This window comes from Clostridium nigeriense, assembly GCF_050585265.1.
Classification (GTDB): Bacteria; Bacillota; Clostridia; order Clostridiales; family Clostridiaceae; genus Clostridium; species Clostridium nigeriense_B.
Genome location: NZ_JBNOOE010000030.1, coordinates 1 through 14,224 on the forward strand (window position 1 = coordinate 1; position 14,224 = coordinate 14,224).

Here is a 14,224-nt window from a genome sequence, read left to right on the forward strand (position 1 = left end):
TCTGTTGTTAGATTTAAAAATTGTCCGTTTTCTCCAGTAACAAACTTAGAAAGTAATGTTTGTAGGTCTAATGTTCCACCAGTACCTACATTAAATTTTATGTTAGTTGCTGTAAGGTCAGTTATGTTTGCTTTATCTGCTTGTAAGTTTGCAATTTTTGCATTAATAGCAGTTAAATCTGTTATATTTGCTTTAGTTGCTTCTAAATTACCTACTCTTATTATAACTGCATTTAATTCTTGTACATTTATTTTATCTGCAGTTAACTTTTTTACAGTTTCTTTAATAGCTCCTTCTGATATAGTTCCGTCATCTTCTGTAATATTATTTACAGTATCACTTGTATCTTGAAATTCTTTTTGTATATCTTCAAAACTTAAAGTAGTATTAGCAATTTCTACTGTATTTTGTGAGGGATCATCTGGATATTCTACTGTTTTAACTATTCTTTGTTTTTCTTTTATCCCATTTTCTTTAGAAATAAGAGTTATTGTATCTCCTAGCTTATAACTTAAAATATCTTTATATTTTTCATTTAATTTTGCTAAATCTATAACATCAGCACTATATGCTCTGTAAGGTTTAGATATTTCATTTAGTTTAAGAATCGCATCTTCTCTTAAACTAGTTTCATCTGTATATCTTTCATCCTTCCAAATTAAAGTTTTTCTTTTATTAGAATAACTGTAATTTTCTACTTCTACTTTTAAATCATCTTTTCCTATTGCTAATATTCTAGTATAGAAATCATAACTATTACTCTGTATACTTAAAGATTTTAAATTAAGCTCTTCAGTAAAATATACACCCTTATCTCCACCTATTTTTTCTTTAACTATTACAATTCTATTTATAGTATCAAATTCTATTTCTACTCTATAAGTTTTCTTAGCTTGCTGTATAATATCCCATATACTAGAATTAGTTTTCCTTACAGTCCTTCTCTTCGTTATAGACCTATCTACATTTACAGTCCAGCCAGTTCCGGCTAAAGCAAAATTAATACAATTTTCTATAGGTTGCTCTGTAGAATCAAAATCTTCTATCATGGTCTCTAATTCTTCTACATTTAAGCTGCAGGTTACAGTAATCCAAGAATCAGATGTTTTATTTATTTGCTTTATTACAAACTCTGCTATTTTAGTTCTTATATATCCTTCTTCTAACACATTATTAGAATCCTTTTTAGGATATAAAAAAGAAAGTACTTTATCGCCTGTAGACAATGTACTTTCTATCTTTAAATCTTTATATTTAGTTAATCCTTCTATTTTTTCTTTATTTAAATTGTATAACTGTAGCACCATTTCCCTCCTTTCCTAGAAGTTTATTAATGCTTAAAACATATAATCCACTAACATTAGCTCTCCTGGAGTAATGTCACACTCACATTTAAATAAATCTTCTTCATTTATCTTGTGTATATCTATTTCATTTTCTATTTCTAAAAGTTCTTTTATATCCTTACTCCAGTTTTCCTTATCTATAATTTCTATATTGCCAGCTTCATCTACTTTTAAATTTCCTTCTTCATCTCTTTCAGCATATTTATCTATAAGCTTGGCCCTTTCTTTATTATAAACCTCTAATTCTTTTTCTATCTTACTTATATTTTTAGCTATTGCATAACTAACTTTTATATTTAATTTCATGTCATTTAATTTACTTAATACACCAACACTATTCACTAATGTTTCATTTTTAACTATCATACCTATTCCCTTACCTTTCTACTACTCTTAACTTTCTGCTGATATTTCATCTTCTATTTCATAAACTTTTGTTTCGAACTCTGCTATATCTGCCCTAACTTGTGTTTTATTGGCACTGTAAACCTCTTGATTAGTTATAGTTTTATTTACATTAGCCCCATTTCCTCCATCTGTACTTATATTTGCACTCATATACGCTACTTGTACCCCATCTATTACACTTGTACCATTTAAAGTTATATTTTTATTTACTGTTAGCATTATTTTTCTTCCTCCCTATTTTCTTTTACAATTTAAAACTATATTCCCCTGTGTATCGAACAGCACGGAACTTTCTTTTTTAATTCCATCTTCTATAGAAGTGACTCTTGATATTTCGCCTTCTTTAGTAGAAATAAGTTCACTAATATCTAATTTATATTTATCAGTTTTTATACCTGCTACACAAGTTTTACTTGATTCTAAATCAGATATACTTGCTTTTTCTACACTTATAATATCACTTAATACTCCAGTTAAATGTGTGCTGTTTGCTTCTAATACTTTTACATTAACACTGATGTTATTAACTACATCTATAATTTCATTTATCTTATTAAAAATTTCTTTATTTACATCATCATAAGTTTCACATTTATCAAAATTTAATTTTTTTATCATAATATCCTCCTTAAATTAAATAATGTGTCCAATTCGGACACATTAAATATATCTTGGTTTATATTTTATTGTTATATCTACACTACTTTTATCTGTTGTAATAGTATTTGCTCCTGGACTTAATTTAGGAAATCCCCACATATCTGTATCACTGAATTTATTTACTCCATCTACAGTTACAGTGCTATCTTCCCCATTTACAATTAATTTTTTATTAGCTTTAAGATTCTTTAATATAATAGGATCTTCTGCCAATCCTGTTAATGTTAAATCTATTAAATCTATACTTGGAATTATTTCTAATATAGCTGGTGTTTCTAAATTTCCTGCTACATTTATAGTTTTATTTGTTATTCTATTCATCGTTTCAGTTACTTCTTCTTTATAAGAGTATGCAATAAAACTAAGACTTATTTTTTTACTTTCTTTTTTTAAAGTATTTTCTGTATTGCAATTTATCAAAAAACTTTGGTAATAAAAATCATCATCAAATTTTAAAATACAATCCTTACTTTTATTAATTAATGTTCCTATTTTACTTTTAACATCACTTTCATCTTTTCCTTTTATATATAGCTTTACTTCTATTGAAATAAATTTAAAGTCTTGCTTTGGAAAAAAAGGAAGTAAAGAATTTTTTAACCATGCATATTCTCCATCTAATTCTATTGAAGAAGGTTGAATATTTTTTTCCATCAATACTGCATCAATTTCTTTTATATTAACATTATCAATTAACAAATTTATCACCTTCTTAATTTAGTATTTTGAGCCAATCCATTGCTAATTATAGGAATTATAGCTTCACCAACAGCTCTATCATTCAGCACTAATATTACCTCTTTATCAGTATTTAATATCTCGCTTAGCCCATTAATAATAGAATTAGCGGTTTTAGTAGCTGTATCTTTTATCATATTTTCACTTTGCAGGTGATTTTTAATTTTAGTTCCTCTAGGCAATTCAACTACTTCGTATCCCCTTTCATTAATAGCAGTAAGCCCACCTTGGAAATATGAAGTTCCTAGTGCATTTGCTCCTATTCTATTGCCACTCATTCTTTCTGTATATTGTACATTGGCATATTTAGTTTCTGGTTGCCATTTATCCCATGTACCAAATAACTTTTGCCAGAACCCAATTATTTTACCAGTTGAACTATCAACATCTTTTTGCAAATCTTTATTCATACTAAATATTTTATCTACAGCTTCTTTCCTTGTATTTTCAGCTTGTTCGACTACTCCATCTCTTTGTTCTTTGGCATCTTCAATCATTTTGTTTGCTTGTTCTGCACTAATTACCCCTGATTCATCCCTTAACCTAGTAATAGTTGCAATTCTTTTCTCATATTCATCATTCGCTGTAGCTACTGCATTATCTCTGCTCTCGTTTAATTTAGCAATATGCTGAGCCGCTTGTTCTGCTGTAACTCTCCCATCATAATCTTTCATTCTTTGCAATATTACTTGTGCTTCAACTTCATTTTCACTTAATGCTTTCACTGCATTTTCCCTCATTTGATTTTGAAGTTCAGTTATCTGTTGAGTTTCATCTTGAGTTAACGCTCTCTTTTCTTGACTTGCTGTATTTATTATTTCATTAATTTGTTTTTCATAATTTTGTGTTTGAGTTTTCTTATTTTCATAATATCCATCTGTAGCAGCAATAATTTCTGCTTGTTCTTGAGCTGTCAATTGACTTTGAATACTAAACATTTCTTGCATCTGTGCAATACTATCATTCTTTTGTTTCTCATAGCCTGCAATCACTTGGGTGCTCATTTCATTAAATTTAGATGTCATATCATTTTTAATTTGATCCGAAATAGTAGTCGAGTTAATATATAAACTTTGCATCTCATTTCTAGCATTATCATCCAAGTCTACATAAGCTCCTACTGCTGTTTTTGTAGCTTCACTTATTTTAGTTACTGTTGCTTGAACAGAACTAGCCATATATTGACCAGATGTATCCATAGCCGTTGCTGTGTATTCAATTTTATCTGCAAATAAATCAACTTCTGGAATAACTTCCTGGCTTAAGCCTTTATAAACCAAATATCCAGCTCCTGCTATTGCTGCTCCTGCTGCTAAATAAGGTGCTGCCGCTATAGCAACTCCACCTAAAGAAGTTGCTAGACTAGCTACTCCTCCTGTTCCGCTTGCCACTGCCGAAGCTGTTCCTATTGCCTCTGTTGCTGTTTTAGCTTTCCCCAGCCCAGTAGATAATTTACTAGCAATTTTTAATACGCTTCCAAAGCCTTCTGCTAATTTACCAGTTGTCCCCACAACAGGTCCTGCTACAGCACTTAAAGCAGCTAATTTTATTATATTTTCCTTAGTTGCAGGACTTAAATTATTAAACTTATCTATTAAATCTTTTACTACAACAAGACCATCTTTTATGGTTGGAAGTAATTCTACGCCTATATCTCTTGCCATATCTACTATTTCATTTTTTAAAATCTTTATTTGGCTTTCTGTAGTAGCATATCTTTGATTAGCTTCATTAGTTAAAGCTGTATTTTCTTCCCATGCTTCTGTTCCTAATGCTATTGTTTCATTAAATAATGATGAAGCGCTACCAGCTCTTAATAAGCTGTCTCTTAATCTTACTTCTGTAATTCCCATATCATTTAAAACTTTAATAGCACTAGTCCCTTGTGATTCTGCATTAGAAAGTCCTTGAATAAATGATATTAGCGCTCCTGTTGCATCTTGTTTAAAAGCTTTGCTAAATTCATCTGTAGTCATTCCTGCAACGCTTGCAAAATCCTTTAAGCTTTCGTTTCCAGTTTCAACAGCTAACTGCATATTTATCATAACTTTAGAAAATGCACTTCCCATTATGTTATCCTATAGGCTTTTTATCCTATAGTTCTTATAGTTTCCTATAAGTTCGGCATATATTTTCACCCTCGGCTTTACGTTAGGGGTTTACCACTCGTGGGACTATTTTATTCTGCACTTTTATAAAAATAAAAGCACAGGTTCAAGTCCTATGCTCTACGGTGGCAAGTAACTTTTAAATTACTTGCTTACCTCGGTATTAACATATTTATAATATTCCCATTTAAGTTTAGTTCCATCTGATAGTTTCCCACTTGTTTTTCTTTTTCCTTTGCAACATTGTGTTATATCACTTTTATTGCAGTTATAAAAATCACTAGCTTCTTTTATACTATCAAATATTTTGTTAGTTGTTATACATAATACTTTTTTTAGAATTAACTAAACTTTTATTTCAAACTTAGTTTCTACCGATTTTGGTAAATTCTCTATTGCTTATCTCTAAGCAACCCGGCAAAAGTGTCTACCGGCTTCTGCTTCAATACCTACACTAGATAAAGCTGCTGCTAAAGATACTATTTGCGCCTCTGTCATTCCTACTTGAGTTCCTGCCCCTGCTAACCTCATAGCCATGGCAACTATATCAGCCTCTGTAGTTGCTGAATTATTTCCTAAAGCAACGATTGTACTTCCTAATCTATCAAATTCAGTTTGTGCCATACCAGTTATATTAGCAAACTTAGCAAGTTGACTTGCTCCTTCTTCACCAGTTAAGTTAGTTGCATTTCCTAAGTCAATTATTACCTTAGTAAATCCTAAAATATTATCTGTTTGTATCCCTAGTTGTCCTGCCGCTTCTGCAACTACTGCAATATCTTCTGCGCTTGAAGGAAGTTCTTTAGACATATCTTTTATACCTTGTTCTAATTCAGCTATTTGTTCAGTAGTTCCATCAACTGTCTTTTTTACCCCTGCAAATGCACTTTCCCAATCAATTTGTGCTTTTACAGCAGCAGTTCCCATAGCAACAATCGGTAAAGTTACCGTCTTAGTTAATGTGCTACCTATTTTGCTAGCCTTTTCACCAAAGTTAGATATATTATCTCCAGCTTTTTTTAAACTTTCCCCAGCTTGTATCCATTTAGAATTTTGTTTATCGAGTTCATTATTTGTATTCTTTAACTCTGTTTGAACCCTTGACAACTGAGCCTCAGTTTCATTCAATTTAACTTTATGATTATTAACAGTATTAATATTTTTATCTACTACAGCTTTTTGTTCTGTATACTCTTCATTAACTTTATCTAACTGTTCTTTAAGTTTTTGTGCCTGTTCAGATTCCTCTCCATAAAGTTTTACAGCTTGTTTATACTCACTTTGTAAGCTCTGTTTTGTAGTCTTTAACTCCTGTAGTTTTTTATTATTTTCCTCAGCTCTATTACTAGCTTTTTCTATGCTTTCTTTATAGAGATTAATCTTATCTTTCAAAGTTTCAGTTTGCTTACTTAAAGCCTCTTGTTTATACTTTAAATCATTCGTATTTTTCCCAAACTGATTTAATCTTTCACCAGCAAGCTTTATTTCACTTTGCGTAAGCTTATACTGCGAATTTATCTCTTTAAGCTTTTTATTATGTTCATTGTCATCTATAGTAAATATAGTACTTACTTTTCTTATAGATTCGCTCAAATTTTCACCTCCTTAAAAAAGGTCTGAAAAGCTTTCTACATATAGTGTTTCTTCTTCCTCTTCGGAATTTCCAAGCATAAACTCAATTACTTCTCTTGCAACTTCTCTCATATTATTTTTAAAGTAATTACTATGAAATTCTTTCAAAATTAAAACTTGCCTTAATGTAGAGCTTAAGAATTGCACCTCTGTCATATTTAACTGATGTACTGCTATGTAGTAGTAATAATCCAGGTTAAAATCCTTAATCTCTACTTTTTCTCCTCGGTTTTGGGATTTTTTTTTACTTCTGATTTAACTTCAAATTCCGACACTCCAGTTAATTCTTGATCAAGTAAATCTAATGTGATATTACTTAAAGTTCCTATTGAGTTTATGTTAATTAACATATTATTTTTAATTTCTTCTTCTGATATATCCTTATCTGCCATACATCTTATAATCGCTGGTAACTTTTCAAGATCATGTTCAAATACATATGAATGAATTAATAAAAATGCATTCCCATATTCTTTATGCATCTTAATAAGTGCGTTAAAATCAAGTTTTAACTCTATTTCTTCATCTTTAATTTTTATCTTATAAGTCCTAATTTCATTTACTAACATTAATAATTCCTCCAAAAATTAAGGTAGCCATTACTGACTACCTTTTATTAATCATTACCTACTATTGCTCTACCAACCCTAGCATTTCCAACCCTAGACGTTTCTAGGGCTTGATTAGGGAGTGGTTGTAAAATCTATTATTGTATCTTCTAATATTTGTCCATAAATGTCTTTTACTTGTGTTAACATTACTGCATGCTTTGTAGCAGCCGTTAAATTACTATTAGGCTTGATAGTAACAACTTTATTAGTTCCATCTATTGCTATCTTTGATGTAACTGTAGTGAAATCATTCTTCAATAAAACAGCTGAATAACTTACAATAGGATTGTTGAAAGTTAATTTTATATCACTAGATGTAACTACTGAACTTGCTCCATTGGTTGGATTTGATGTTACACTAAGTTTTTGAATTTCTTTTTCGCTAGGTATTATTACAGTTTTACCCCAATTCATTTTATGTGTATCCTCATTAAAATTATCATCAGTTGTTTTTACTGCGTGTTTCCATATACCATTTTCTAAAGGCATAAATAATCCATTTAATGATATTGTTTGAAATTCTGTTTTACCTTCCTTTGTTTTTGCCTTGTCTTCAGGAATACTTAATTTTCCTTTAAAAAGTGTTAAATATTCTTTTACCCCACCACTTAATGTTTTTTCAACCATTAATGCAATATATGGTGGTTGATCATCGGAACTTTCAATGATTCCTCCTGTTGAAGCTACTTTTTTCCCTAATAAAGCAACATAATCTGTTGTATCTATAGATGCAAAGTCTAAAGTAACTTCTATTTCACCTAAGCTATTTTCACTATCATATAATCTATTTTCTGCATATATAGTTGCTTGTTCTTCATTGGCTGTTACAGATATTTCTCTAAGCCCTGGTAAGTATTTAGCTGCATCATATTTAGGTGTATCTCCATCTTCTTTTAAAATAGAGTAATAAGCTTTTTCTACACCTGTTACAATTTTTCTTGCTGTCTTCGACATTTCTATTCCTCACTTTCATAATTAAATCTCAAAATATAATGAAAGAGCTTGGAATCTTCTTCATATAAAGAACCACCAAACTCTTTCATCAATCCATTTTCTTTCATTACATTTTTTATAGCCTTAACTATTGATGTATAACTTTCCTTAGTAAATACATCAATTTGTATTCTATAATTGGTTTCTATTTCTTCATTTTCTGCAAACAAAGAACCCTCTTCATTTAAAACTTCATATTCAATATAAGGTGCTATTGTATTATCAGGAGCTTTCAAAAGATATATTTTATTACTAACTAAATTTGATATTCTTTCATCAAATAGAATTTTTCTTAATAATTCTTCCATCTACTTAAGCACCTCCTCAGCTATAACATTTACTGCTTTATCAGATACCTTATCTACTGCACTACTGAAGAATCCTATATGTTTTTTATTCTTGCTGGATCCAAACTCATTTTCTATATCTTGAACTGTATCTCCTCTTATCTCAAAACCTAAATTTCCATCAAATCTCTTTATTCTACTTTTCCATCTTTTTTTCATTTTCCCTGTTGCGACTGGAGAATTATCAATTACAGCTTGTATTACAATTTCAGATCCTTCTTTTAATGCCTTCCTTTTCTTTCTATCAGAAATATTCATATCATCTAAATCTTTAAAAATATCATCAAAGCCTTTAATTTCAATTGCCATCATTAATCACCTGCGATTTAGCTTTTATTTTAAGCTCTTTATTTAAATATTTAATATTATCAATTTCCAATATCTCATATCTTTGATTGTTAAAAAGAATAAAACAATTAACGTCAATATTTTTATAATATCTAGTATAGAAGGTTGTTATATTTTCAGATATTAACTGTTTACTGCTCCAGTAGTCCTTGCCATAAAGATCATTAATATCAGCCCACGCCTTTTGAAAAGTAATATATTTTTTTATAGGAAATCCTTCATTATCGTAACTTTCATCTAGTCTTTGAAATTTAATTCTATGTCTTAAATTTCCTATATTCATATAACATCACCTTGAGTATATTTTAATTGAGTTATTATAGTATCCAATCCAAAAGCAATTTTACTTACATTTTTGCCTACTGTTTCAACTGACCTGTTCTCATACCAATGAGATACTAATATTCTTATAGCAAGTTTATACAATTCTTTTTCATAATCTTTAGCAATTCCAGCATTAGTTAGATACTCTTCAGCGCCAAGCTGCAATCCTTTAATTAATGTATCTTCCTCTTCCCCATCAATTCTAAGAAACAACTTTAATTCTTCTAATTCCATAATTCACCTCATGAAAAGAGAATGAGATTTTACTCCCACTCTCTATTGACTATTCATAAATCCTTTTGCTTTTAAATCTGCAATTAAATTATTAAATGCTGTTACTACTGCTGCAACTTCTGCTCCACTATCTAACGCATCTACTTTATTTAACTTATTAATTGTAGCATCTGCACCTTTGGGACCAGCTGGCCCTGGATCCCCCTTATCCCCTTTAGGTCCTGTTGCTCCTGTAGGTCCGGTTTCTCCTCTTTCTCCTTTGGGCCCTGTTGGCCCAGGAGTAAGTTCTATACTTGCAATACCTTCTTCTATATGATCTAATTTTTCTTTTGATATTGTTTCTCCATCAACCCATATTTGCTTTTCGTATACTGCCATTTTTAACTACTCCTTTCCTACCTTTGCTATTCCAACTTTTGCTGTTCCAACCCTAGCATTGTCTAGGGCTTCACTAGGGTAAAACAGTGATATATCCATTTACTATAGCTGATTTATCTCTAAATGTAACATTTTCTCTTTCTATAGCTCTAAATAAAGTTAAATCTTCTTCATAAGCATTTAACTCTCCAATAGCTGCTTCTGTTGACATCTTAATAGTAGTTAATTGTCTGTCCCAGAACATTATCCCTTCTTTTAAATCTCCAATTATGAACGGAACCTTGTTTGAGTCACCGTTAGCTAAGATACTATTTGGAATTACTACTATTGGAACAACAGTTGATCCAGCACAAAGTCTTAGCTCCATTGGATTGGCTGGATTTGGTTGTAATAGGTACTTACCATCTGAATCTTTTAATGTATCTAAGTATTGTAATCCATTATCATTTGTTATTATTTTACTTGTTCCCTTAAATGCTTGCCCTAATGTTACATTTAAAGCCTTCTTTATACCATCTAAGTCCTTTAGATCTATTTCGTTTGCTTCTTTTATCTTAGTCAATATAAGCTTGTTAGCAGTTGCTCTTGACTCATCACCTATCCAAGTTATTAGCGTATTTGCTATGTTTGCATCTGAATCACTTAATAATTCATTTGTAACAGGGAAATATCCAGCATACTTATCTATTGTGTATTCTATTCTTTCAAATTGAGGTGTGTTTTTACCTTGTATCTTTGCCTTTTCTCCAACTTTTTGAAATCCTGTTTGCTGTTCACGCTTCTTAAATGTTCTTGCTCCCTTATAAGTAGATACCTTTTCTACTCTTACTAAGTCCTTTAATGAGAATTGAGCATCTCTATATTCATTAATCTTTGTTTGAATATCTTCTGGTACTGTATATCCACCTTCGCCTGGGGTTCCTTCTGTCATTTGTGTTGCCGCTTTAAATCCTTTCCTAGCTGCATTGGCAAATTCCTTAATTGAATCTTTTTTCTTGTTGGTTACTTCTTTTATGTCTCTAGTTTCAATTTTATCTTTTATTCCTTCTTCTAATTCATCCTCTAGATCTTCTAAAATATCATATTTATCCCTAAGTCTCTTCAATTCACTTTTAGCTTCAGCCGCTTCTTCAAGCTTATCTTGTTTTGCTAAATTTTCTACTTCTAACTTCTTTGCATTAATTTCATTTGCTAATTCTCTTAATTTTTTATTCATTGTCCTTCACCTTTCTTTATTTGAATAATAAAAATGACTTAAACCATATATAGATTTAAGTCTTTCAATATCTCTTCTTTTTTATTTTCTAATTCACTTTTCTTCTTAGCTTCTTTTTGATGAATTTTTTCAATAACAATATTTACAATAGTATCAATCTCTAGCTTATCGTTTTTAAATCTTAAGTTACTAGGAATATTTTTATATTCATCAAAGTAATTAGAAGCGCAAGCAACAGTTAAGCTTGTATCTTCAACTTCAATATTAAAATATTGTGCTGCTTTATCTCCTGTTAACCAAGTCTCTTCTGCCATCATCTGTTTTATAGTATCTATACTTACGCCATCTTTTAGGTTTTCTGCATACACATTAAGAATAGTTTCTGCACATGAATCTAAGTCTTCAGCCATTTTTCTAAACTCTTTGGCATTATAACCACCCCATATCCCCATCCAAGGATCATGTATCATTGTTTGGGCAGTTTTAGGAATAATAACAGTATCTCCTGCTAACATTATTACAGAAGCAATACTTGCTGCTAATCCATCAACATGAACTATCTTATTGCACTTCTTTCTCTTAAGTTGATTATAAATAGCAAGCCCAGCATAAACAGACCCTCCACCACTATTAATGTAAATATTTAAATCTTTATTTTCATCAATAGTATTTAAGATATTGAGTACATCTTGTGGACATGTATCTTCATCTGACCATTTTCCCCAACTATCACTAACTATATCTCCATAGAAGTATAATTCTTGACTATTAGCTTCATTCTTAAAGTCCATGTGTCCAACCCTATTAAGTTTTCCCTCCTTATTCCTCGAAAAAAATTCTATGATATTACTCATTGCTTTCACCTCCTTTCTTATATTGTTCTCCAACATATTCTATAGGAATATAATTACCATTCATATACAACCTATCTCCTTTATCCTTAGCTGGTTTATCCATATACTCTCTAGCTTCATTAGGTGTGTAAATTCCATTATTTACAGCCTTTGATAAAGCTTCAATTTGAGTTTTTGAATCAGTTCTTAAAATTACTTTCTCATTGAATTTAAGAAAAATACCTTCTTCTATTTCTTCTTTACTTAAAAGCTTATAATTAATTTCTTCTTCATACTGTTTCAATATAAAAAGTACAGTATCTACATAAAAACTAAGTTGTTGCATTTCAGAATTAGCATAAGAACTCTTCTCATAATCATTAATTTGATTGGGTTTTATCCCAAACGCACCAGCTATTTGAAGTGCATTAAACTTCTTCAATTCAAAAAACTGACTATCAGTTAATTTAATATCTAATGGGACTAACTTCATTCCTAATGGAACAGGAATAATCTTCCCCGAATTTTTAGAGCCATTTGCAAATTCCTCAAACCCTTTTACAAGTCTAGTTTTTGCCTCTTCATTCAAATCTCCAGTATATTCAAGGACTGCTTTTGCAGTAAGCCCACTTTTGTATAAGTTATTCATAAAATTCTGACTTTCTAGTCCACCTTCTACTGTCTCTTTTAATATTTCTCTAACTGGTACTCCCAAGATTCCATCAAAGCTATAAGAAGTTTTAAAGTGCATTACATCATCACTGTTAAATACATATTGTTCCCCACTATACTTATCAGTGTATCTATACCATAAGCGTCCTTTTGCCCCAAAAATCCCATCATCATCTATTAAAACTTGAACATCATTAGATGGCATAACCCAAAAGTCTTGGATTTCATTACTTATAATATATTTCCTCTTTTTATTTTTTCTTCTTATCCAAACATAAGCATTCCCGTAGTGGTTTCTGTTTTGCTCTACTGTAGCCCAAAATGTAGAAGGGGTCATTAACGCATTTGGTCTGGTACTTAAAAGTACGTGAACTTTATTTGACTCAACCTTTTCTATTCCAGCTTTAGTATTCTGATATATCTTTATTGGCATCTTGGCTAATGTTTCTGATAACATTTTTATACAAGTGAAATAAGTTACTTCACTAACTAAGTTCTTAGAGGTAGAGCCTATCCCGAGCCATTCTAATAATTCTTGACTTTGCATATCTACTGTTTTAGCTGGAACAATAGCATTTTTTATTCCTTTTGCAATTCTACTAAATACATTCAATTTATCACCTCCTTTACCATCCCATCATCTTTAAGTAATTTTCTGTTGTTTTATTTATATCTATAGATGATTTATTTTCTATAGTTACTTTGTGAACATCTATTATTGCATCAACTGGATCTATTCTTTTAACCCTATAGTTTTTATCTATTTTACATTCTCCAAAGGAATTATGAGTTAATTTTGCATTGGCTATGCTCCAAGTTAGTAATGAATTTTTTCTGTTATATTTTATCGTTCTACCATCAACAGATAATTTAAAATCAACAGTAGCACTATTTAAGTTTCTCGCACTTTGTACAATCTCTATACAATCACACCCAAAGCTTTCTAAATCATTTAAAAATGCATCTGCGTTATGTGGATCGTATGCTATAAATCTATATTTTAAATCATATTCTTCTTGGAGTTGTTTCAAATATTTAATTATATATTTATAATCTGTTTTTACTCCTCCTAAGGTTTCTGTAGCAGTAATTAACCCTTGCTTTAACCACATATCATAAGGTGCTTTATCAGTTTTTATATGCTCTTGCAATCTATTTATTGGTATGAAACTATGACTTTCTATAAAATATTCATTATTCCCTAACTCAAATTCTAAAGCAGTAGATGTTAAATCTCCTCCACTAGATAAATCAAGCCCTATACCACATTCCATCCCTCTCATATCTTCAAGAGTTAAGTCTGTAGCACATTCATTCCATTTTTCTATATCTATATAATCATCATCTGACATTTGAACCCACATATTAAGTCCTTT

At 30.4% G+C, this 14,224-nt stretch carries 19 protein-coding genes; all 19 read right to left on the reverse strand.

Annotated elements, in window-relative coordinates:
• Nucleotides 1–1,304: phage tail protein (locus ACQPVP_RS16490; protein WP_430851810.1), on the reverse strand; the 1,304-nt coding region annotated here is incomplete at its 3' end.
• A 33-nt stretch (nt 1,305–1,337) separates the two neighbouring features.
• A complete protein-coding gene (locus ACQPVP_RS16495; protein ID WP_430851812.1) occupies nt 1,338–1,712 on the reverse strand; it encodes a hypothetical protein in 375 nt (124 codons plus the stop codon).
• A 27-nt stretch (nt 1,713–1,739) separates the two neighbouring features.
• A complete protein-coding gene (locus ACQPVP_RS16500; protein WP_430851814.1) occupies nt 1,740–1,973 on the reverse strand; it encodes a hypothetical protein in 234 nt (77 codons plus the stop codon).
• A 15-nt stretch (nt 1,974–1,988) separates the two neighbouring features.
• A complete protein-coding gene (locus tag ACQPVP_RS16505) occupies nt 1,989–2,372 on the reverse strand; it encodes a hypothetical protein (protein ID WP_430851816.1) in 384 nt (127 codons plus the stop codon).
• Between the two features lie 42 nt (nt 2,373–2,414).
• Nucleotides 2,415–3,113, reverse strand: coding sequence for a phage distal tail protein (locus ACQPVP_RS16510; RefSeq protein ID WP_430851818.1), 699 nt, complete (start codon nt 3,111–3,113; stop codon nt 2,415–2,417).
• 5 nt (nt 3,114–3,118) lie between these two features.
• Nucleotides 3,119–5,221 (reverse strand): phage tail tape measure protein, encoded by a 2,103-nt coding sequence (locus ACQPVP_RS16515; RefSeq protein ID WP_430851820.1) that lies wholly within the window; start codon nt 5,219–5,221, stop codon nt 3,119–3,121.
• A 444-nt stretch (nt 5,222–5,665) separates the two neighbouring features.
• A complete protein-coding gene (locus tag ACQPVP_RS16520) occupies nt 5,666–6,853 on the reverse strand; it encodes a phage tail tape measure protein (protein WP_430851822.1) in 1,188 nt (395 codons plus the stop codon).
• 12 nt (nt 6,854–6,865) lie between these two features.
• Nucleotides 6,866–7,000, reverse strand: a complete 135-nt coding sequence (locus tag ACQPVP_RS16525) for a hypothetical protein (RefSeq protein WP_430851824.1) — start codon at nt 6,998–7,000, stop codon at nt 6,866–6,868.
• 104 nt (nt 7,001–7,104) lie between these two features.
• Entirely contained in the window at nt 7,105–7,461 is a 357-nt protein-coding gene (locus ACQPVP_RS16530) for a hypothetical protein (RefSeq protein ID WP_430851826.1), read from the reverse strand.
• Nucleotides 7,462–7,575: 114 nt separating this feature from the next.
• Nucleotides 7,576–8,457 carry a major tail protein gene (locus ACQPVP_RS16535; protein WP_430851828.1) on the reverse strand — a complete coding sequence of 294 codons (882 nt, stop codon included), beginning with the start codon at nt 8,455–8,457 and terminating at the stop codon, nt 7,576–7,578.
• A gap of 2 nt (nt 8,458–8,459) precedes the next feature.
• Nucleotides 8,460–8,804 (reverse strand): tail completion protein gp17, encoded by a 345-nt coding sequence (gene gp17 / locus ACQPVP_RS16540; protein ID WP_430851830.1) that lies wholly within the window; start codon nt 8,802–8,804, stop codon nt 8,460–8,462.
• Nucleotides 8,805–9,152 carry an HK97-gp10 family putative phage morphogenesis protein gene (locus tag ACQPVP_RS16545; protein WP_430851832.1) on the reverse strand — a complete coding sequence of 116 codons (348 nt, stop codon included), beginning with the start codon at nt 9,150–9,152 and terminating at the stop codon, nt 8,805–8,807.
• Nucleotides 9,142–9,474: a phage head closure protein gene (locus ACQPVP_RS16550; protein ID WP_430851834.1), complete on the reverse strand. Its 333-nt coding sequence runs from the start codon at nt 9,472–9,474 to the stop codon at nt 9,142–9,144. Before ACQPVP_RS16550 ends, ACQPVP_RS16545 begins: the two co-directional genes overlap by 11 nt.
• On the reverse strand, nt 9,471–9,749 hold the full coding sequence (locus ACQPVP_RS16555) for a head-tail connector protein (RefSeq protein ID WP_430851836.1): 279 nt from the start codon (nt 9,747–9,749) through the stop codon (nt 9,471–9,473). The genes ACQPVP_RS16550 and ACQPVP_RS16555 overlap by 4 nt, the downstream gene beginning before the upstream one ends.
• Nucleotides 9,750–9,791: 42 nt before the next feature.
• On the reverse strand, nt 9,792–10,127 hold the full coding sequence (locus ACQPVP_RS16560; RefSeq protein ID WP_195954768.1) for a collagen-like triple helix repeat-containing protein: 336 nt from the start codon (nt 10,125–10,127) through the stop codon (nt 9,792–9,794).
• Nucleotides 10,128–10,200: 73 nt separating this feature from the next.
• A complete protein-coding gene (locus tag ACQPVP_RS16565; RefSeq protein ID WP_323730497.1) occupies nt 10,201–11,343 on the reverse strand; it encodes a phage major capsid protein in 1,143 nt (380 codons plus the stop codon).
• Nucleotides 11,344–11,381: 38 nt separating this feature from the next.
• Nucleotides 11,382–12,197 (reverse strand): head maturation protease, ClpP-related, encoded by an 816-nt coding sequence (locus ACQPVP_RS16570; RefSeq protein WP_291680228.1) that lies wholly within the window; start codon nt 12,195–12,197, stop codon nt 11,382–11,384.
• Nucleotides 12,190–13,461, reverse strand: coding sequence for a phage portal protein (locus ACQPVP_RS16575; protein ID WP_323730496.1), 1,272 nt, complete (start codon nt 13,459–13,461; stop codon nt 12,190–12,192). Before ACQPVP_RS16575 ends, ACQPVP_RS16570 begins: the two co-directional genes overlap by 8 nt.
• 13 nt (nt 13,462–13,474) lie before the next feature.
• The coding region (locus ACQPVP_RS16580) for a terminase TerL endonuclease subunit (protein ID WP_430851839.1) at nt 13,475–14,224 on the reverse strand (750 nt) is incomplete at its 5' end.